The following is an 18947-nucleotide window of genomic DNA, read 5'->3' as shown; positions in this document are numbered from 1 at the left end:
GTCTCGTGGCGCTCGATGGCGCGGGCGGGCGGCGGCCGGGACGGTACTGCGAGGACTGCGGAAGGTTTCGGACCCGGATGCGGGGACGGGACGGGAGCGCGGCGGGCCGGACGCGCCGCGATCAGACCTCGACGAGGTCCCGGTTCAGCAGGTCGGTCACCAGCATGTAGCCCGGCGCATGGGTGATGCAGAAGGGCGGACGGGCCGTGGCGATCGCCGATTGCGGCGTCACGCCGCAGGCCCAGAACACGGGCAGCTCGCCGTCGCGGATCTCGACGGCGTCGCCGTAATCGGGCGTCGCGATGTCGCGGATGCCGATGCGCGAGGGGTCGCCCAGATGCAGCGGCGCGCCATGCACGCGCGGCAGTCGCGAGGTGATCTGCACCGCGCGGATCGCGTCGGCCGCGTTGAGCGGCCGCATCGACACCACCGTCGGTCCGCGGAACAGGCCCGCGGCCTGCGTCTCGATGCTGGTGCGGTACATCGCGACGTTGCGGCCCTGCTCGACGTGGCGCAGCGGGATGCCCTCGGCCAGCAGCGCGTGCTCGAAGGAGAACGAGCAGCCGATCGCGAAGGTGACCAGGTCGTCGCGCCACCAGGCGCTCACGTCGGTGGGCTCGTCGACCAGCTCGCCGTCCCGCCACACGCGATAGCGCGGCACGTCGCGGCGGAGGTCCAGATCGGCGCCCAGCGCGGCCAGCGTGGGGTCGCCGGGTTCGCTCACGCCCAGCAGCGGACAGGCTTGTGGATTCAGCGCGCAGAAGCGGCGGAAGTCCTCGGCCTGCGCGGCCGGCAGGATCGCGAGATTGGCCTGCACGTACTCGGCGGCCAGGCCGCTGGTGTGGCCGGTGAAGCGTCCGCTGCGGGCGGCACGGCGGACCGCCAGCGCGCTCGACGCGGCGTCGAGAACGGCGTCGGCGACGTCAGCGACGGCATCGATGGCGAGGTCGCCGGAGGTCCCGCTGGAGGACTCGCGGGAAGCGGCGGGCGGGCGGGCCGAAGCCCGGCTGGCGAGAGAGGCGTTCATGTCGGGTCGCGGGGGTGTGCTGCTCGATGCGACGCATTGTGGGAGCCCACCCGGCTCCCGATCCAACGCAAATTTTCCCCGTGCTCTCATCGATTTTTTCGATGAGTCCAGCAGCGCTTCCGCTTAGCGGGCGGACTTCCCCGAAGCCATGCGGACTTTCCCGGACGGCTTCTGACGCGCGACGTGGTCCAGCGCCGACTGCAGCACCGACTCGGTGAGCTGCGAGCTCGGATCCTCGCGGTAGCTCGCGTGGATGGGCAGCGGCACCAGGTCGGTGTCGCTGCGCAGCACGCGCAGCGACGTCCGCCTGGCGAGCTGCTCGGCCACCGCCACCGGCAGCGTCGCGATGCCGAAGCCGCCCTCCACCAGCTGCACCATCGCGGAGATCGACGAGATCGCATGCACGCGCGGCAACGGCAGCCCGGACTCCTGGAACATCTGCAGCAGCGCCTGATGCGGCTGCGAGCCGCGCTGGAAGGTCAGCAGGTCGTGCCCCGCCAGATCGGACAGGCCGTAGCGGCGCTTGGTGTGCAGATCCGATCGGCCGACGAAGCCCATGGGCATCGAGGCCATCGCGCGGGTGCGCACGCCACCGGCGTCGGCCGCCGGGATGGCGGCGAAGACCAGGTCCTGCGCGCCGCGCCGCACCTGGTCGACGAGCACGGGCGAGGTCTCGACGGTGAGCTCCAGCTCGAAATCGGGGTTTCCGGCGCGCATCTCCTGCAGCCAGCCGGTCAGCCAGCTGTGCACCACCGACTCGATCGCGCCGATGCGCAGCGTCACCGGCCGCCCGGCCCCGCCGGCGCCGCCCATCTCCTCCTTCACCTGGCGCTGCACGTCCAGCAGCCGCTGCGCCAGCGTGTGGAAGCGCTGGCCCGCGACGGTGAGCCGGAACTGCTTGTCGCGCCGATCCAGCAGCACCACGCCCAGTTCCTCCTCCAGCGAGGCGATGCGGCTGGAGAGCGCGGACTGCGTGATGTGCAGCTTCTGCGCCGCGCGCGTCACGCTGCGCAGCGACGCGGCCCAGTGGAAGGCTTCGACAAAGCGGAGGTTCATGGCGGCGGATTATGGGCAGCGGGCCGGCGAATGAAAAAAGCCGCCCCGAGGGGCGGCTTGAGCGATTGCAGGAGCGCTCGTCTTACTTGTGATACGCGGTCTCGCCGTGCGACGTGATGTCCAGGCCCTCGCGCTCTTCCTCTTCGGAGACGCGCAGACCGATGACCAGGTCGACGATCTTGAAGGCGACCACCGAGACCACGCCCGACCACACGACGGTCAGCAGCACGGCCTTGGCCTGCGTCAGCACCTGCGAGGCGATCGAGTAGGCGTCCGGCGCGATCGCGGCGGCCGTGACCCAGTCGCCGACGGCCGACGGGCCGCCCAGGTTGGGCGAGTTGAAGACACCGGTCAGCAGCGCGCCGATGATGCCGCCCACGCCGTGCACGCCGAAGACGTCCAGCGAGTCGTCCGCGCCCAGCAGCTTCTTCAGGCCGGACACGCCCCACAGGCAGGCGAAGCCGGCGATCAGGCCGATCACCAGGCCACCGCCGATGCCGACGTTGCCGGCGGCCGGGGTGATGGCGACCAGACCGGCCACCGCGCCCGAGGCGGCGCCCAGCATCGAGGCCTTGCCCTTGAGCAGCGCCTCGCCCACGCACCAGGCCAGCACCGCGGCGGCGGTGGCGAACAGCGTGTTGATGAAGGCCAGGGCGGCGAAGCCGTTGGCTTCCAGCGCGGAGCCGGCGTTGAAGCCGAACCAGCCCACCCACAGCAGCGCGGAACCGACCATCGTCAGCGTCAGGCTGTGCGGCGTGAAGGCTTCCTTGCCGTAGCCGATGCGCTTGCCGACCATGAAGGCGCCGACCAGACCAGCGACGGCGGCGTTGATGTGCACCACGGTGCCGCCGGCGAAGTCCAGCGCGCCCCACTGCCACAGCAGACCGGCCTTGCTGTTCATCTCATCGACGACGGCGGCCGAGGTGTAGGCGTCCGGACCCATCCAGAACCAGACCATGTGGGCCATCGGCGCGTAGCTGAAGGTGAACCAGATCACCATGAACATCAGCACCGCGGCGAACTTGATGCGCTCGGCGAAGGCGCCCACGATCAGCGCGCAGGTGATGCCGGCGAAGGTGGCCTGGAAGGCGGCGAAGACGATCTCGGGGATCACGACGCCCTTGCTGAAGGTCGCGCCGTTGACGAAGGTGCCGGCGACGTTGTCCCAGATGCCCTTCATGAACAGCCGGTCGAAACCGCCGATGAACTTGTTGCCCTCGGTGAAGGCCAGGCTGTAGCCGTAGATGGCCCACAGCACGACGATCAGCGAGAAGGTCACCATCACCTGCATCAGCACCGACAGCATGTTCTTGCTGCGGACCAGGCCGCCGTAGAACAGGGCCAGGCCGGGGATGGTCATCATGATCACCAGCAGGGTGGAGACCATCATCCAGGTGGTGTCGCCCTTGTTGGGGACCGGGGCCGGCGCGGCGGCGGCCGAGGCGGCTTCCGCGGGGGCGGAGGCGGCGGCGGCCACGGGGGCGGCGACCGGCGCGGCGCTGGCGGGCGCGGCGGCTTCGCTGGTGGCGGCCGCGGGCGCGGAGGCCGCGTCCTGGGCCATGGCCGCGGGGGCCGCTCCGGTGAAGGCTGCCGCGGCCAGGGCCAGGCAGGCGAGTAGTTTCTTCATGGTCGGGACTCTCTTCGTTGGATCTTGGGGATCGGCGGGCGCGGTTCCCTCGAGGACCGCGGAGACTCGAAAACGGTGGGCGTGGATCAGGGCGTCGCGCTCAGGGCGCGGCGATCAGAGCGCGTCCTGGCCGGTCTCGCCGGTGCGGATGCGGATGACCTGGTCCAGCGGCGAGACGAAGATCTTGCCGTCGCCGATCTTGCCGGTGCGGGCGGCGTTCTCGATGGCCTCGATCACCTGCTCGACGACGCCGTCGGCGACGGCGGCCTCGATCTTGACCTTGGGCAGGAAGTCGACGACGTACTCGGCGCCGCGATAGAGCTCGGTGTGGCCCTTCTGGCGGCCGAAGCCCTTGACCTCGGTGACGGTGAGGCCCTGCACGCCGATGGCGCTCAGGGCTTCGCGCACTTCATCCAGCTTGAAGGGCTTGATGACGGCGGTGATCAGTTTCATGGCGATTTCTCCTCGACGGGCGGACGGCTCGGCCGCGCCTGGGCGCGACCGGCGGGTTTCAGATTCAGAAGACCTTCTTGACCGAGACGACCACGCCGTTCTTGCCGAGGTCCTTGCCCTTGCCGCCGATGTAGGCGTCGGTGCTGGTGGCCACGAAGCCCGCGCCGAAGGTCAGGCCGTACCAGTCCTTGTTCACCGTCAGCGAGTAATCGGTGTAGCTCGAGGCGTCGTTGTTCTTGACCCACTGGTGGCCCACGTGCGGGGTGACGGTGAAGCCGTTGCCCACGTCGAAGGTCGCGCTCAGGTCCAGGTAGCCGGAGTTCTTGGAATCGGCGAAGCCGAACAGGTTGCTGACGCTGTGCGAGTACTTCAGCGTGGCCGGGCCATAGCTGACCGCGCCGTAGAGCTCGTTGGTGTTGGCGCTGGTGGGCAGCTTGTTGCTGGGGTAGTTGTAGCGCAGGAAGCCCACGTCGACGGTGACACCGCCGCCGACTTCGGTCTTGTAGCCGGCATAGGTGTCGATCTCGACGTCGGCGTCGCCGCCGCTGTCCTTGATCCACTTGATGGTCGACGCCCAGGCGCCGATGTAGAAGCCCGACGAGTGGGCGTAGTCGACGCCGCCCTGCAGCGCCGGCTTCAGGCGCGTCTGGGAAATGCCGCGGTAGCGGTAGTCCGAGGTGACGCTGAGGTTGAAGGACAGCGGGTTGGTCTCTTCGGCCATCGCCGGGAGGGCGATGGCGGCGAGCGCGGCGGCCATGGCGGCGGCGCGGACAGTGACTCGGACGTCGTGGGCTTTCATGCGCGAGGGCTCCTGGAGGTTGGGGGCGTACTGCGATCACGGCAGGCTTTGCAGCTTTTGTGCCAGGGCGCACAGAGCCCCCGGGGCCCCAAAGCGGCCCACCGGGCGACCAATCGTTGCGCCCGATGCCCCGTCAAGCCCCCATGCGCACCAAAACCATGCACGGGTGGGGGAGAGACACCCCCGACAAATGCCCCAACCGGGTGCTAGGCGTGGGATGGGGCGATCGGGACACTGGCGGCCGGGCGTCCGGGATGGACGCGAAGGAGCGGGAATGGAAGGAAATGAGGCGCTGAGCGGCCCGGTCGTGAAGTGGCCGGTGGACCTGTCTCATATGCAACCCGAGGATGCGGCCGAGTGGCTGGTGGCGCAGTACGGGGACCGAGTCATGCCGATCAAGCCGGAGCACATCGCGCAGCGACTGGGTGTGAAGCTCGGTGAACTGACGGTCCAGCCCCTGGGCTCCGTGACGATCGACCCGGACGGGACGCCATGGATCCTGGTGGACCTGTCGATCCACGTGTACGAGCAGCGGTTCGCGGTTGCCCACGCCCTCGGACAGATCGTCCTGCGTCAGCTACGCCCGCCCTCCCGCCCGTGGGAACTGTTTGAACGCACCTCGATCGAGCCGGTGGAAACACCCGACCAACCTCCGGCCCGTTTCGCCGCCAGCCTGCTGGTGCCGAGGGAGGACCTGCGGTGGTGCGTGACGAGCGGATGGATGAGGAATGCCACCCAGATCGAGAGAACGCTTGGCGTGTCGATGTCGGTGCTCAATTACCGCTATGCACAGTTGCTGGCCGAGAGCCGCTGATGCCGCTGGTCCTGCAGTCGAGGAGCCCCCATGTCTCGCACGCCATCCCCAGCCGTAACCCGTTCCGTGGGAACGCTTTCCCAACCCACGAAGGAAGACCTCGCACGGGATGCCACCGAAGCACGCGCCCGGCTGTGCTTCCCCACGTTGTCGCTCTGCCTCGCGGCATTCGTTCTGCTACTGGTCTCGGCCTGTCTGAACACCGTCACGATGGCCTTGGTCGACCGCTTGCGTGCCACACCGGCGGAATCGGTTGATGTCATATCGGCAGCGCTGACCCGTGCTACCGCGGAGTCAGCGGAATCAGCGAAGCCTGTGACTCAGGTCAGCAAATGGCCCAGCGCCTTGGTGGCGATCATCACGGTGCTCCTGGTCGCCGACGTGGTGCTCGACATCGGCTTGATCAGGGCAACGTTCGGCATGCGAGTGAACTTCGACAGATCTCCGAGCGCCGAGGGCACCGCTTCCTCGGGCGGTCCCGGGCTTCCCGGGGTTGAGCTGCTGAAGGCAGTGACCGAGGCTTTCACGACCGTTCTGAACGGCGTGAACAAGCGCTGACGCCCCACCCCAGGCGCTGGCTCACTCGCCCCAATGTCCCTCCTCTCCATCATCCACAGCCGCGCGCTCGACGGCTTGTCGGCCGCGGCGGTCGACGTCGAGGTCCACCTGGCCAATGGGCTGCCGAGCTTCACGCTGGTGGGGCTCGCCGATCTGGAGGTGAAGGAGTCCCGCGAGCGGGTGCGCGCCGCGCTGCAGAGCAGCGGACTCGAGTTCCCCGCCAACAAGCGGATCACGGTGAACCTGTCTCCGGCCGATCTGCCCAAGGAGGGCGCCCGCTTCGACCTGCCCATCGCGCTGGGGCTGCTGGCCGCCAGCGGCCAGATCGACCAGGCGCTGCTGACCCACGTCGAGTGCGCGGGCGAGCTGGGGCTTTCCGGCGAGCTGCGGCCGGTGAAGGGCGCGCTGGCGATGGCGCTCGCGCTGCGCGCCGCGAAGCTCGATCGCGAGCTGATCCTGCCGCGCGGTTGCGCCGACGAGGCGGCGCTCGTGCAGGGCCTGGTGGTCAAGGAGGCCGGTCATCTGCTGGACCTCGTCAACGCCCTGCAGGACAAGTCCGAGGCCCCGCTCACACGCGTGCGCCGGGATCCTCCACCGCCGAGCGACACCGCGCTGGACCTGCGCGACATCAAGGGTCAGACCGGACCCAAGCGGGCGCTGGAGATCGCCGCGGCGGGCGGCTTGAGCTTGCTGCTGGTCGGTCCGCCAGGCACCGGCAAGTCGATGCTGGCGCAGCGGCTGCCCGCGCTGCTGCCGCCGTTGACGGAGGCCGAAGCGCTCGAATCCGCCGCGCTGCTCAGCGCCAACGGGCAGTTCCGGCCGGAGCAATGGGCCCGGCGCAGCTTCCGCGCCCCGCACCATTCCGCCTCGGCGGCGGCCTTGATCGGCGGGGGGTCACCGCCCCGCCCGGGCGAGATCACGCTCGCCCAGCATGGGGTGCTCTTCCTGGACGAACTGCCAGAGTTTCAGCGCCCCTCGCTGGAAGCCCTGCGCGAGCCGCTGGAGACGGGCCGGGTGCACATCTCGCGCTCCGCGCATCAGGCGGACTTCCCGGCCCGCTTCCAGCTCGTCGCCGCGATGAATCCCTGTCCCTGCGGCCATCTGGGCAACCCGCACAAGGCCTGTCGCTGCTCGCCGGCGGAGATCTCGCGCTATCAGGGACGGCTGTCGGGGCCGCTGCTCGACCGCATCGACCTGACGGTGGACGTGCCCGTGCTTCCGACGGCCATCCTGTCGGCCGCGGCGGATGGCGAGACCAGCGCGGCCGTCGCGGCGCGTGTCGCGGTGGCCCGGCAGCGCGCCGTGGACCGCCAAGGCTGCGAGAACGGACGGCTCATGGCCGCGCAGCTGGACGAGCATGTCCTGATGGCGCCGGAGGCGCAGACCCTGCTGCATCTGGCCTCCGCGCGGCTGGCGTGGTCCGGGCGCAGCTTCCATCGCGTGCTGCGCATCGCGCGCACCATCGCCGATCTGGCGGGCAGCGACACCATCCTGGCCACCCATGTCGGCGAGGCGATCCAGTGGCGCCGCGCGCTTCCCGGCCAGGGCGGCTGACAGCGCCGCGACGGCATCGCCCCTCCGCCGCCGTCCCCGCATCCTTGCGCTGGCAGCGGCCAAGACCGACGCCCAAAGAAAAGCGCCAGTCGATGCTGGCGCTTTTCTCTCGAACCGGGATCGGATGGCGATCCCCTCCGCGGCCGCTCGTCCGCGGAGACCGCGGACCTCTCAGGCCATCACTGGCGGATCAGCTGACCGTCGCTCACGCGGACGATGTCGCCGTTCTGCACGCCCGGGTCGTGGCTGAAGGTCATCGTGCGGTTGCTCTGGTCGGCGTTGCGCATCTTCACCACCCAGACCGTGGTGCTGCGCTGGCGCTTCTCGATCTCGTTGCCGGCGTAGCCGCCCGCCACCGCGCCACCCACCGTGGCGATCTTGCGACCCGTGCCGCCGCCGATGGCGCTGCCCAGCAGGCCACCCACCACCGCGCCACCCACGACGCCGATGCCGGAACCCTGGCCTTCACGGGCCTCGGTGCGGACCGACAGCACCGTCGCGCAGCTCGAGCACAGACGCGATTCCTCGCGCGCCACGCCCGACGAGCCGTCGCCATAGCCGGCGCCGTTGCCGGCCGCGCCGGAGTCGTCCCGCGAGCGCTGCGCCACCTGGCGGCGCTCCACCGCCTCGTTGGCGGCGCGCTTGGCAGCGCGGGCTTCGTCGGCCGAGTTCGCGCCGTTGCGGTCCACCACGTTGGCCTTGCCGTCCTCGGGCTGCGTCATCGCCGACAAGGGCGCGTCGGGCACCGACGGGGCCGACTGATGGCGGCCCGCGAAGAACGCCGCCACGACCAGAACGGCCGCCCCAACGGCACCGGCCGCGATCTTGTGATTGGTAGTCAACGCCATGATTCACCTCTTATGGTTTTCCCCTAGGGCGGGGAGATGGGGCGAAGAATGCCACGCTGTTACAAGTCCGGGCACGCCGAAAGTGTTCGCTTTGTAAACAGCTGAAACGGGAGCTGTAGGACAAGGCCGCGACACGCGGTTTTCGTTGCTCGGGCGCGTCGTTCCCCCAGGAGAAACGCCTCGGGGCCGGGGCGTTTCGGACGGACTCGGGACGGCATTCGGCCGCGCGCTGGCGGCCCTCCCGCGGGGTCGTCAGGACCGGCGACTCAGCCCAGTTGCGGTGCCAGTGCCCGGCGGGCTTCCGCCTCGTCCATCGCCATGCGGGCGGCCCAGTCGACGAGCTGGTCGTCGCCGATCCGGCCGACATTGAAGTAGCTCGACTCCGGGTGAGAGAAGTAGAAGCCGCTCACGCTGGCCGCCGGCGTCATCGCCATGCCCTCGGTCAGCGCCATGCCGATGTCCTCGGCCTGGAGCACGCGGAACAAGTCGCGCTTGACCAGGTGATCCGGGCAGGCCGGGTAGCCCGGTGCCGGACGGATGCCGCGATAGGCCTCGGCGATCAACTGCTCGTTGCTGAGCGCCTCGTCCGGCGCGTAGTGCCAGAACTCCTGGCGGACGCGTTGATGCAGGCGCTCGGCGAAGGCCTCCGCCAGGCGGTCGGCCAGCGCCTTGAGCATGATCGCGGAGTAGTCGTCCAGGTCGTCGATGAACTGCTGCTCCTTCTTGTCGACGCCCAGGCCCGCGGTGACCGCGAACAGGCCGATGTAGTCCGGCACCGTGCCCTTGGCGGCGATGTAGTCGGCCAGCGCGCGATTGGGACGACGCACGCCGTCGACCACCGGACGCTCGGACTGCATGCGCAGGCCGCGCCAGGTCATGAGCACCTGGCTGCGCGACTCGTCGCTGTAGATCTCGATGTCGTCATCGTTGACCTGGGCGGCGGGGAACATCCCCATCACGCCGCTGGCCGTCAGCCACCGACCTTCGATCAGTCGCTGCAGCATGCGCTTGCCGTCGCTGAAGACGCGTTGCGCCTCGGTGCCGACCACCTCGTCCTTCAGGATGGCCGGGAACGGGCCCGCCAGGTCCCAGGTCTGGAAGAACGGGCCCCAGTCGATGCACTGCGCCAGCTCGGCCAGGTCGTAGTTGCGGAACTGGCGCTTGCCGAGGAAGCGCGGCACGGGAGGCACGTAGCGCGTGAAGTCGACGCGGTGCTTGTTCTCGCGGGCCTGGGCCAGCGTGACCAGCGGCGTCTGCTTCTTGTTGGCGTGGAGCTGCCGGACCTGCTCGTAGTCCGACTTCAGGTCGTCGATGAAGCGCGTGGCGCGCTCGTCCGACAGCAGGTCCGAGCACACGCCCACCGAGCGCGACGCGTCCGGCACGTAGACCACCGGGCCCTCGTAGTGCGGAGAGATCTTCACGGCGGTGTGCACGCGGCTGGTGGTCGCGCCGCCGATCAGCAGCGGGATCTTCTTGATGCGGAAGTAGTCGTCGCGCTGCATCTCGGCGGCGACGTGCTGCATCTCTTCCAGGCTGGGCGTGATCAGGCCGGACAGGCCGATGATGTCGGCGCCCTCGACCTTGGCCTTGGCGAGGATGTCCTGGCAGGGGACCATCACCCCCATGTTGACGACCTCGAAGTTGTTGCACTGCAGGACCACCGTGACGATGTTCTTGCCGATGTCGTGCACGTCGCCCTTCACGGTGGCGATGACGATCTTGCCCTTGGAACGCACGTCCGCGCCCGCGGCCGCCATCTGGCGCTTCTCTTCCTCGATGTAGGGCACCAGGTGCGCGACGGCGGACTTCATGACCCGCGCGCTCTTGACCACCTGGGGGAGGAACATCTTGCCCGCGCCGAACAGGTCGCCCACCACGTTCATGCCGGCCATCAGCGGGCCCTCGATCACGTGCAGCGGACGGCCGCCCTTGGCGCGGATGCCCTGCCAGGCCTCTTCCGTGTCCTCGACGATGAAGTCGGTGATGCCGTGGATCAGCGCATGGGACAGCCGGGTCTCGACGTCGTTGACGCGCCAGGCCAGCTTCGCGCTGTCGTCCTTGGCCGCACCCTTGACCGACTCGGCGATCTCGAGCAGCCGCTCGGTCGAATCCGGTCGGCGGTTCAGGACCACGTCCTCGACGCGTTCGCGCAGGTCGGCCGGGATCTCGTCGTAGACGCCGACCATGCCGGCGTTGACGATGCCCATGTCCATGCCGGCCTGGATCGCGTGATACAGGAAGACGGTGTGGATGGCCTCGCGCACCGGCTCGTTGCCGCGGAAGCTGAAGGACACGTTGGACACGCCGCCGCTGACCTTGGCGCCGGGCAGATGCTGCTTGATCCAGCGCGTGGCCTCGATGAAGTCGACCGCGTAGTTGTCGTGCTCCTCGATGCCGGTGGCGATCGCGAAGATGTTGGGGTCGAAGATGATGTCCTCGGGCGGGAAGCCGACCTCATCGACCAGGATCCGGTAGGCGCGCTCGCAGATCTCGATCTTGCGCTGGTAGGTGTCCGCCTGGCCGGTCTCGTCGAAGGCCATCACCACGGTGGCCGCGCCGTAGCGGCGGATCAGCCGGGCCTGGCGGCGGAACTCGTCCACCCCTTCCTTCATCGAGATCGAGTTGACGATGCCCTTGCCCTGGATGCACTTCAGGCCGGCCTCGATCACGTCCCACTTGGACGAGTCGATCATGATCGGCACGCGCGCGATCTCGGGCTCCGAGGCGATCAGGTTGAGGAAGCGCACCATCGCGGCCTTGCTGTCGAGCATGGCCTCGTCCATGTTGATGTCGATGACCTGGGCGCCGTTCTCGACCTGCTGGCGGGCGACGCTGAGCGCCTGCTCGAAGTCGCCGTTCAGGATCATCCGGGCGAAGGCCTTGGAGCCCGTGACGTTGGTGCGCTCGCCGACGTTGACGAAGAGCGTGCCGGCGCCGATGGCGACGGGCTCCAGGCCCGAGAGCTTCATCGGGGGGACGGCGGGAGCGGCGGATGCGGACGGCGATTGGGCGGACATCGGGGCCTCGGACTTCAACGGATCGAGAGACGGGGCCGCGCAACTCACCGCGACCCCGGTGCAGAACACGGGGCGGGTGAGCGTCGTTGTGGGCGAGCGCCGGAATGCCGCGCCGCCGTTCCGAGCCTGGCGGGCACCCGGGTGACGGGACCTGTCGCAACGCTCCTCGGAAACCACCGCCGGCCACGCGAGGCCTGAGGGGCATTGCGGGGGGCGGGAACGGCGTGCATTCTACCGGTCCGGCCCTGCTTTGTTCGTGCCGGAATGCCGTCCGCACGCGGGCCCGCGCGTATGCTCGCCCGCGCCGTTCGACACTCCGATAACGACAGAACGACGTGGAACTCGTCCAACTTCCCCCTCACAGCCTGCGCGTGGGACAGGTGCTGAGCTTCTCGCTGCGCGACGCGGCGGGGCATCTGCTGTTCGCCTCCGGTCATCCGCTGCCCGACACGCCGCAGGTCCGCGACCTGATCGCCCGCGGCCCCTTCGTCTTCGCCCACGAGACGCGCGAGTACCAGCGCGCCCTGGCGCACAAGCTCGACACGATGGTGCTGCAGGGCGCGTCGATGTCGGAGCTGGCCAAGGCCAAGCCCGATTTTCGCCTGGCCGAACCGGCCAAGCTGCCGCTGCGCGCCGGCCCCGCGCACAGCGCGATCTGGGCCGATCTGCAATGGCACGCGCAGCAGGTGCTGCGCGATCCGACGCGGCCGGACTTCCTGGTCCGGCTGACGCAGTTGCTGGACACCACGCTGTCGCGGCTGGACCAGCAACCCGACGCCTCGCTGGCGCTGCTGATCCACGACGCCGGCCAGGAACCGCTGGACTACAGCGCCCGGCACGCCCTGCTCTCGCTGGCCCTGTGCGAGCTGACCACGCGCCAGCTCGGCTGGTCCGACGGCCGGCGCCGCGCGCTGGGCCTGGCCGCGCTGACGATGAACCTCGGCATCACGCGACAGCAGGACGAGCACGCCTTGCGCGCGGAGCCGCTCTCGGCCGAGCAGCGCGAGCAGCTCGCCGGTCACGGCGACCGCGCCGCGACGCAACTGCTGGCGATCGGCGTCGAGGACGAGGCCTGGCTGTCCGCGGTGCGCCTGCACCACGATGCCGGTCCCGGGCCGCTGGCCGGGCGCTCGGACGGCGAGCTGATGGCGCGCCTGCTGCGCCGCGTCGACATCTATGGCGCGCGCATCAGCCCGCGCCGCAACCGGCGCGCGCTGTCGGCGGCGCAGGCGGCCCGCGCGGTCTATCTGGACGAGTCGCAGCAACCCGACGAGGCCGGCGCCGCGCTGATCAAGGCGATCGGGCTGTATCCACCGGGATCGCTGGTGCGGCTGGGCAGCGGCGAGGAAGGCATGGTGCTCAAGCGCGGCCACAGCGCCAACGAGCCGATGGTGGCCGCGCTGGTCGGCCGCAGCGGCACGCCGCTGACGGCGCCCGTGCTGCGCGACACACGCCTCCCGGCGCAGGCCATCTCGGCCAGCCTCGCGCCGCACGAGATCCGCCTGCGGATCCACATGGACGCGATGCTGAAGCTGTACTGAGCGGCGCTCCGCGGCGCCTCGGCCTGACAGCGCTTCGGCCTCCGCGGCCCGCCGGGCGGGCCTACCGGCCGTCAGGGGCCGGTTCACTGGGTCACCGGGCAGTCGGGCGATCAGGTGATCAGGTGACCGCGTGACCGATCAGGCCGCCGCGTCCTCGACCAGGTCGCTGAAGAGTTTGCTGCCCCAGCGGCGCGGCTGGTAGGTCGAGACCTTCTGCGCGATCGCGCGGATGTGGTCGGGCGTGGTGCCGCAGCAGCCGCCGGCGATGTTCAGGAAGCCCGCCGAGGCGAACTCGCCGACCAGGCGGCCGGTCACGTCCGGCGTCTCGTCGAAGCCGGTCTCGCTCATCGGATTGGGCAGACCCGCATTCGGGTAGCAGGAGATCGCCGTGTCCTCGGCGGCCTTGCACAGCTCCTCGATGTAGGGCCGCATCAGCGCCGCGCCCAGCGCGCAGTTCAGGCCGATGGCCAGCGGGCGCGCGTGGCGCACCGAGTGCCAGAACGCGGTCACCGTCTGGCCCGACAGGATGCGGCCCGAGGCGTCGGTCACCGTGCCGGAGATGATCACCGGCAGGCGCTCGCCGGTGTCCTCCATCAGCTCGTCGAGCGCGAAGATCGCCGCCTTGGCGTTGAGCGTGTCGAAGATGGTCTCGACCAGGAACAGGTCCACCCCGCCCTCCAGCAGCCCCTTGGCCTGCTCGTAGTACGCGGCGCGCAGCGTGTCGAAGTCGATGTTGCGGGCGCCGGGGTCGTTGACGTCCGGGCTGATGGACGCGGTGCGCGGTGTCGGGCCGAGCGCGCCGGCCGCGAAACGCGGCTTGTCGGGCGTGCTGAAGGCGTCGCAGGCCTCGCGCGCCAGTCGGGCGGCGGCCACGTTCATCTCGTAGGCATGGGCCTCGAGGCCGTAGTCCTCCTGGGCGACCGAGGTCGTGCCGAAGGTGTTGGTCTCGATGATGTCCGCGCCGGCGTCCAGGTACTGGCGATGGATCTCGGAGATGACCTGCGGCTTGGTCAGCACGAGCAGGTCGTTGTTGCCCTTGAGGTCCTTGGGATGGTCGGCGAAGCGCGCGCCGCGGAAGTCTTCCTCGGTCAGCTTGTAGCGCTGGATCATCGTGCCCATCGCCCCGTCCAGGACGGCGATGCGGCGGGCCAGGATGTCGGGCAGCGCGGCACCGCGGGTGTAGCGGATGGCGGGACGAGCGGAAGTCGGGGCGTTCATGGGGCGTGATTGTAGGAAGCCCCGCCCGGCCCCCCGCACCGCATGGCCTTCGCGACGCGTCGCCCGCGGCATCACCGCACGCAAAGGCTGACCGCCGGACCGCCCCCCGGGCCGGTGGCGATCGTGGCGATCTCGATGGCGATCGGCGCGCGGCCCGGGGCCGCGGCGCGATCAGTACATCGTGCGGCGCTGCCGCTCCTCAAGTTCCGCGTCGTAGGCGGCGCCGTCCACCCGCGGGCTGAGTCCCGCCAGGATGGAGCCGGTGGAGGGCAGCGACGTGCGCTCGACATGGCGGGCCGGATTCCAGAGCTCCGAACGCTTGACCGCCCGCGCGCACTGGAAGAAGACCTTGTGGACCTCGATCACCAGCACCGACTTCGGCGACTGGCCCTCGACGACGAAGCGCTCCAGCAGCGCCGGCGCCGCGCTGATGCGGGCATGGCCGTTCACGCGCAGGCACTCGCCGATGCCGGGGATCAGGAACAGCAGCGCGACCGCCGGGTCGCTCACGACATTGCGCAGGCTGTCGATGCGATGGTTGCCGCGGCGATCGGGCAGCAGCAGCGTCCTGGGATCGGCGATCTCGACGAAGCCCGGGCCGTCGCCGCGCGGCGAGGTGTCCAGCCCGTGCGGCCCGCGCGTGGCCAGGATCGCGAAGGGCGAGGCCTCGATGAAGGGCCGGTACAGCGGGTGGACGTGGTCGCACTCCTTGTCCAGCGTGGCCGGCGCGGTCGGCGCCGGATACACGCCGCGCAGCGCGTCCAGCGTCGAGAGATCGTGGGCACGATCGAGCCAGGGCGCGTCGACGCCGGGCGACGTCGCCAGGGCGGCGGCGTCCAGGCCCGGAGTCGGTACGGATGTCGGGGACGCGTCGTCCCCTTCGAGCGAGGCGTCCCGGGCGCTCATCCTCCGAAGACCTTCTTGAGGATGGCGCTGCCGGTGCCGACCGGGTCCTGGCGGATCTTCTCCTCCTCCTGGCCGATCATGAAGTACAGGCCGTCCAGCGCCTTGTCGGTGACGTAGGACTGGAGGTTGGCGTCTTCCTTGCGCACCAGGCCGAAGCCCGCCGCCTTGCCGGCGACCGCGTTGTACTTCTCGCTCAGCGACTGGCGCTCGGTGGCCTGGGTGACGATGGGCAGGAACTTGGTGGTGAGCGGGCTGCGGGTCTTGTCCTCGAAGAAGCGCGTCACCGCGTCGTCGCCGCCGCGCACGATCTTCACCGCGTCCTCGACGCTGATGTTGCGCACCGTGTTGACCAGCAGCTGACGCGCCTCGGGCATGGCCTGCTCGGCGGCGCGGTTCATCGAGGTGACCAAGTCGTCGATCCGCTTGCCCTGGCCGGTCGAGCGCAGCAGGCGCGCGGCATCCTTGAGCGCCCCCGGCAGCTCGATGCGCACCTGCGGATTGCCGAGGAAGCCGTCGGTGCGGCCCAGGTTGGCCAGCGCCGCCGAGGCGCCCCGCTCCAGCGCCGCCCGCACGCCGGAGGCGGCGTCGGTCTCGGTGAGGTTCAGGGCCAGCGCCCAGGGCGAGGCCAGGCCCGCGCCCAGCAGCGCGATGAGGTCACGTCGCGCCAGCGACGACAGCTTGAGGGTCCGCATCGGAGTCTCCTTCGTGATGTGCATGAGGCGCGGTTCAGGCGCCCTTCGAGTCGTCGGTGGTGGCGGCCAGGTCCGCCGCGTCGACGGTGTCGATGGTCTCGGTCCCGGCCGGAGCCTCGGCGATCGCCGCGCCCTCGCCCGCGTCGTCCGCGTCGTCCGCGTCGTCCAGCGGCGGTTCGTCGTCGTCCGCGCCGGCGTCATGATCGGGCTCGGCCAGGTCCATGTCGATGGCCCCGAACGGACCCGGGCCGTCGCCGAGCTTGAATTCGATGCGCAGGCTGTCGCCCGCCTCCAGCGTCACCGGCTTGCCGCCGCCGGGCATGCCCGCGCCGACCAGCGTCCCGGCGCGCAGCGGCCGGTTGCGGGCCGCCTCGGCCAGCAGGTCGCCGAAGGACCACTGCATCCCGGCCTTGGCGTCGAGCACCGCCTGCTTGCGTCCGTTGCGCATCAGCTGAAGCTGCAGCGCCGCGCGACCGAGGTACCAGGCGCCGGTCAGCTCGTCTGGGGTCACGGCCACCGGCGCGAACTGCAGCGCCGGCCGGCTGTGCATCGCGGGCAGACCGCCGGCGAGTTCCTCCTGCTGCACCGGGCGCAGTACCCAGTCGTTCACCAGCATCAGCAGCCGCACCGCTTCCAGCGCCTGCGAGGGCACGGCGCCCTGCGGGATGTCGGCGGTCAGCACCGCCAGCTGGGCCTCGGGCTCCAGACCCGGCATGCCGCGCAGCGCGGGCGTCTCCGACGGACCGAGCAACGCCTCCGCGCCCCCGGCGCGCAGCAGCGGCGCGCTGAGCCGTTCGGGCCAGGGGATGCCGCGCTCGCGCAGCGCGCGGCCGTGGTCGGGATAGCCCTCGCCCGCGATCCAGGCGGAGAGCCGCGGCAGCGGGGCCAGGCATTGCCTCGGGTCGAAGGCGAAGGCGTGGCGGGCCCGGCCCTGGTTCAGCGACTGGGACAGCACCTCGAGCTGAGGGGCCATGAAGTTCCAGTCGTCGAGCACCTGTTGCAGGCGCGTCGCGATGCCGTTGGCATAGCATGCCTGGCTCAGGTCGCGCGACACGACCACCAACTGGCCGTCGCGGGAGCCGTCGCGGTAGGTAGCGAGTTTCATTGTTGTCGTCGGGCAGTCATCGTCGTGCAGTCGTCTCCGGCATTGTCACCTCAGGATCGGATGGACCGGAACGCCTCGGGCGCCCCGCAGTCGCCCGCCCTCGCGCTGGCCGTCGCGGCGGCCGTCGCCCTGCACGCCGGGGTGCTGGCCGGTCTCGCCCGGGAGACCCCGCCCCGTGCGGTCGCGCCCGTCCCGCTCACCACCCGGATCGACGTCGCGTCACCGCCGTCCGCCCCGCCGCCCACACCCCGTAACCGACCGGATTCGCCCCCAACGTCGACGCCGGCGCCAAGCCCGAGCCCGCCTCCCCAGGGCCCCTCACCTGGCGTCCCCCGCGCCACCGCGCCGGCGAAGGGAGTGGACACGGAGATGCCGGTGGCGACCGAGGGCGTCGCGGACGCGGCTTCCATTCCCGCGGCCGACAGCGGATCGTGGCGGAGCCCGCCTGAGCCGGCGCCCTCCGAGCGATTTGCGGAGACCGCGTCGCCCTGCGGCGCGGTGGGGGCGCATGAGCGAGCGGGGGCGCCGGCTCAGGCGGGCGACTGCTCGGTCGCCCACAGGATCGAAGCCCGCCCCACCCCCGCCCTCCTCGCCCTCCCCTTGCAGGGTGACGGCGCGAAGGTCTACGCCTTCACGATCAACGGCCAACCCGGCGAGGCCGCCCTGAGCTTCCGCATCGCCGACGGCCATTACGAGCTGACGCTGGAGCGCCGCGCCGGCGACCGCGAGTTGCCCGTGTGGCGCAGCGAGGGCCGCACCGGTCCGCAGGGTCTGATGCCGGACCGGCACACCGTTCGCCGCAACGGCCGGGACCGGGAATTGCTGCTCTTCGACCGCGACCGGGGTCCCGCCGGACCGGCGCTGCTGGCCGGCCCGCGCGCCTGGCCCTTGCCGCCGGGCACGCAGGACCGGCTCTCCTGGTGGCTCCAGCTCTCGGCCATGATGGCCGCCGAGCCGGACCGGCGCCTCGGCCTGGTGCTGCGCGTGCCCGTCGCCGGTGCGCAGGGGATCCATGTCTGGGATTTCGAAGTCGCCGCCCGCGAGGGCGACCGCTGGCTGCTGCGTCGCGCGTTGCAGCGCGGCGCCGGCCGTCCCGCGCTGCAATGGGCGGTCTGGCTGGACGGCTCGCGCGGTTTCCTGCCGGTGGATCTGCGCTTCAGCCTGGACGACGACGAGCAGTGGGCCCTCCGTTTGCTGGAGTGAGCGGTCGGACCGCGGCCGATGCCCCTCGAACACGGGGCGTCGCGTGATCGAGTGCGCGGCGTCCGTGCGGTTGGCACCACTCGGGCGTGGGGGGAAGCAGGTCGGGCGCCACAAGTTCTGCCACCATGGGGTCATGGTCTGGTTGGGAGCGACGGGACTTGATTCCGGCGCGGCAGGCCATAACTCCTGACGCAAAGGAGTCTCTATGTACATGCTCTACGACTCGCCGAGCTACATCGTCGTCCAGTTCGATGTGCCGGTCGCTCCTTCCGCCGGCGACACCGCCCACGCGGCGCGCAGCGACGTCGATCCGCCCGCGCTGCAGCGGGACGGCTTCGAGATCGTCGACAAGGTCTCACGCAAGGAGATCTTCATCGAAGGCGCCCTCGCGCAGACCTTCCAGGAAGGGGTGGAGGCCCTGATCGAGCAGGGCCCGGACGTCGATGACCTGGACGCCTTCATCGCCCAGTACGCCAACCTCGGCCACCAACCGGTCGTGATGCACTGATCTGCCGCGCCGCATCGACGG

Annotated in this window: 17 protein-coding genes and 1 riboswitch; of the genes, 6 read left to right on the top strand and 11 right to left on the bottom strand. The window is 70.4% G+C overall.

Annotation, left to right across the window (positions count from 1 at the left end; all coding sequences use genetic code 11):
• Window positions 1-121: 121 nt before the first annotated feature.
• The 5 genes from MCHT01_RS15965 to MCHT01_RS15945 form a co-directional block, all read right to left on the bottom strand.
• The gene (locus MCHT01_RS15965; protein WP_084452773.1) at window positions 122-1027 is read right to left on the bottom strand and encodes a putative hydro-lyase; all 906 of its coding nucleotides are present in this window, start codon (window positions 1025-1027) and stop codon (window positions 122-124) included.
• A gap of 123 nt (window positions 1028-1150) precedes the next feature.
• Window positions 1151-2083, bottom strand: a complete 933-nt coding sequence (locus MCHT01_RS15960) for a LysR family transcriptional regulator (RefSeq protein ID WP_067066347.1) — start codon at window positions 2081-2083, stop codon at window positions 1151-1153.
• A gap of 82 nt (window positions 2084-2165) precedes the next feature.
• Complete coding sequence (gene amt, locus MCHT01_RS15955; protein ID WP_067066345.1) at window positions 2166-3710, bottom strand: ammonium transporter; 1545 nt, start codon at window positions 3708-3710, stop codon at window positions 2166-2168.
• Between the two features lie 114 nt (window positions 3711-3824).
• A complete protein-coding gene (gene glnK, locus MCHT01_RS15950) occupies window positions 3825-4163 on the bottom strand; it encodes a P-II family nitrogen regulator (RefSeq protein ID WP_067066343.1) in 339 nt (112 codons plus the stop codon).
• Between the two features lie 64 nt (window positions 4164-4227).
• Entirely contained in the window at window positions 4228-4962 is a 735-nt protein-coding gene (locus tag MCHT01_RS15945; protein WP_067066342.1) for a TorF family putative porin, read from the bottom strand.
• Between the two features lie 274 nt (window positions 4963-5236).
• On the opposite strand from MCHT01_RS15945, the gene MCHT01_RS26800 reads away from it, so the two are divergent.
• The 3 genes from MCHT01_RS26800 to MCHT01_RS15930 are packed head-to-tail and all read left to right on the top strand — an operon-like array spanning window position 5237 to window position 7888.
• Window positions 5237-5776, top strand: coding sequence for an ImmA/IrrE family metallo-endopeptidase (locus MCHT01_RS26800; protein ID WP_067066340.1), 540 nt, complete (start codon window positions 5237-5239; stop codon window positions 5774-5776).
• A gap of 30 nt (window positions 5777-5806) precedes the next feature.
• Complete coding sequence (locus MCHT01_RS15935; protein ID WP_148661561.1) at window positions 5807-6334, top strand: hypothetical protein; 528 nt, start codon at window positions 5807-5809, stop codon at window positions 6332-6334.
• 33 nt (window positions 6335-6367) lie between these two features.
• Window positions 6368-7888, top strand: a complete 1521-nt coding sequence (locus MCHT01_RS15930; RefSeq protein WP_067066337.1) for a YifB family Mg chelatase-like AAA ATPase — start codon at window positions 6368-6370, stop codon at window positions 7886-7888.
• Window positions 7889-8067: 179 nt separating this feature from the next.
• On the opposite strand, the gene MCHT01_RS15925 is transcribed toward MCHT01_RS15930, so the two are convergent.
• Both MCHT01_RS15925 and metH read right to left on the bottom strand, forming a co-directional pair.
• Entirely contained in the window at window positions 8068-8736 is a 669-nt protein-coding gene (locus MCHT01_RS15925; RefSeq protein WP_084452771.1) for a glycine zipper 2TM domain-containing protein, read from the bottom strand.
• A 266-nt stretch (window positions 8737-9002) separates the two neighbouring features.
• Entirely contained in the window at window positions 9003-11753 is a 2751-nt protein-coding gene (gene metH / locus MCHT01_RS15920) for a methionine synthase (RefSeq protein ID WP_245643342.1), read from the bottom strand.
• 71 nt (window positions 11754-11824) lie between these two features.
• A riboswitch (S-adenosyl-L-homocysteine riboswitch) is annotated at window positions 11825-11927 on the bottom strand.
• A 161-nt stretch (window positions 11928-12088) separates the two neighbouring features.
• Here metH and MCHT01_RS15915 point away from each other — a divergent pair.
• Window positions 12089-13294 (top strand): HD-GYP domain-containing protein, encoded by a 1206-nt coding sequence (locus MCHT01_RS15915; protein WP_148661560.1) that lies wholly within the window; start codon window positions 12089-12091, stop codon window positions 13292-13294.
• Between the two features lie 138 nt (window positions 13295-13432).
• Here MCHT01_RS15915 and MCHT01_RS15910 read toward each other — a convergent pair whose 3' ends face one another.
• The 4 genes from MCHT01_RS15910 to MCHT01_RS15895 all read right to left on the bottom strand — a co-directional run bounded on the left by MCHT01_RS15910 (window position 13433) and on the right by MCHT01_RS15895 (window position 17215).
• A complete protein-coding gene (locus MCHT01_RS15910; RefSeq protein ID WP_067066332.1) occupies window positions 13433-14512 on the bottom strand; it encodes a homocysteine S-methyltransferase family protein in 1080 nt (359 codons plus the stop codon).
• Between the two features lie 171 nt (window positions 14513-14683).
• Window positions 14684-15418 carry a pyridoxamine 5'-phosphate oxidase family protein gene (locus MCHT01_RS15905; protein ID WP_084452768.1) on the bottom strand — a complete coding sequence of 245 codons (735 nt, stop codon included), beginning with the start codon at window positions 15416-15418 and terminating at the stop codon, window positions 14684-14686.
• A complete protein-coding gene (locus MCHT01_RS15900; protein WP_067066330.1) occupies window positions 15415-16110 on the bottom strand; it encodes a DUF4197 domain-containing protein in 696 nt (231 codons plus the stop codon). Before MCHT01_RS15900 ends, MCHT01_RS15905 begins: the two co-directional genes overlap by 4 nt.
• A gap of 34 nt (window positions 16111-16144) precedes the next feature.
• Window positions 16145-17215 carry a fumarylacetoacetate hydrolase family protein gene (locus MCHT01_RS15895; protein WP_084452766.1) on the bottom strand — a complete coding sequence of 357 codons (1071 nt, stop codon included), beginning with the start codon at window positions 17213-17215 and terminating at the stop codon, window positions 16145-16147.
• 600 nt (window positions 17216-17815) lie between these two features.
• On the opposite strand from MCHT01_RS15895, the gene MCHT01_RS15885 reads away from it, so the two are divergent.
• On the top strand, window positions 17816-18418 hold the full coding sequence (locus tag MCHT01_RS15885; RefSeq protein ID WP_067066327.1) for a DUF3108 domain-containing protein: 603 nt from the start codon (window positions 17816-17818) through the stop codon (window positions 18416-18418).
• Between the two features lie 205 nt (window positions 18419-18623).
• Window positions 18624-18926, top strand: a complete 303-nt coding sequence (locus MCHT01_RS15880) for a BTH_I0359 family protein (RefSeq protein ID WP_067066326.1) — start codon at window positions 18624-18626, stop codon at window positions 18924-18926.
• Window positions 18927-18947: the final 21 nt, after the last annotated feature.

It is taken from the genome of Mitsuaria chitosanitabida ATCC BAA-476 = NBRC 102408 (assembly GCF_001598255.1).
Taxonomy (GTDB): Bacteria; Pseudomonadota; Gammaproteobacteria; order Burkholderiales; family Burkholderiaceae_C; genus Roseateles; species Roseateles chitosanitabidus.
The sequence above is the reverse complement of the archived record's forward strand: the minus strand, read 5'-3'. Positions and strand labels throughout refer to the sequence as shown.

Bases quoted from the DNA above. Each gene is read 5' to 3' on its own strand.
- MCHT01_RS15965 (WP_084452773.1), bottom strand. From the start codon at position 1,027: ATGAACGCCTCTCTCGCCAGCCGGGCTTCGGCCCGCCCGCCCGCCGCT.
- MCHT01_RS15960 (WP_067066347.1), bottom strand. From the start codon at position 2,083: ATGAACCTCCGCTTTGTCGAAGCCTTCCACTGGGCCGCGTCGCTGCGC.
- amt (WP_067066345.1), bottom strand. From the start codon at position 3,710: ATGAAGAAACTACTCGCCTGCCTGGCCCTGGCCGCGGCAGCCTTCACC.
- glnK (WP_067066343.1), bottom strand. From the start codon at position 4,163: ATGAAACTGATCACCGCCGTCATCAAGCCCTTCAAGCTGGATGAAGTG.
- MCHT01_RS15945 (WP_067066342.1), bottom strand. From the start codon at position 4,962: ATGAAAGCCCACGACGTCCGAGTCACTGTCCGCGCCGCCGCCATGGCC.
- MCHT01_RS26800 (WP_067066340.1), top strand. From the start codon at position 5,237: ATGGAAGGAAATGAGGCGCTGAGCGGCCCGGTCGTGAAGTGGCCGGTG.
- MCHT01_RS15935 (WP_148661561.1), top strand. From the start codon at position 5,807: ATGTCTCGCACGCCATCCCCAGCCGTAACCCGTTCCGTGGGAACGCTT.
- MCHT01_RS15930 (WP_067066337.1), top strand. From the start codon at position 6,368: ATGTCCCTCCTCTCCATCATCCACAGCCGCGCGCTCGACGGCTTGTCG.
- MCHT01_RS15925 (WP_084452771.1), bottom strand. From the start codon at position 8,736: ATGGCGTTGACTACCAATCACAAGATCGCGGCCGGTGCCGTTGGGGCG.
- metH (WP_245643342.1), bottom strand. From the start codon at position 11,753: ATGTCCGCCCAATCGCCGTCCGCATCCGCCGCTCCCGCCGTCCCCCCG.
- MCHT01_RS15910 (WP_067066332.1), bottom strand. From the start codon at position 14,512: ATGAACGCCCCGACTTCCGCTCGTCCCGCCATCCGCTACACCCGCGGT.
- MCHT01_RS15905 (WP_084452768.1), bottom strand. From the start codon at position 15,418: ATGAGCGCCCGGGACGCCTCGCTCGAAGGGGACGACGCGTCCCCGACA.
- MCHT01_RS15900 (WP_067066330.1), bottom strand. From the start codon at position 16,110: ATGCGGACCCTCAAGCTGTCGTCGCTGGCGCGACGTGACCTCATCGCG.
- MCHT01_RS15895 (WP_084452766.1), bottom strand. From the start codon at position 17,215: ATGAAACTCGCTACCTACCGCGACGGCTCCCGCGACGGCCAGTTGGTG.
- MCHT01_RS15880 (WP_067066326.1), top strand. From the start codon at position 18,624: ATGTACATGCTCTACGACTCGCCGAGCTACATCGTCGTCCAGTTCGAT.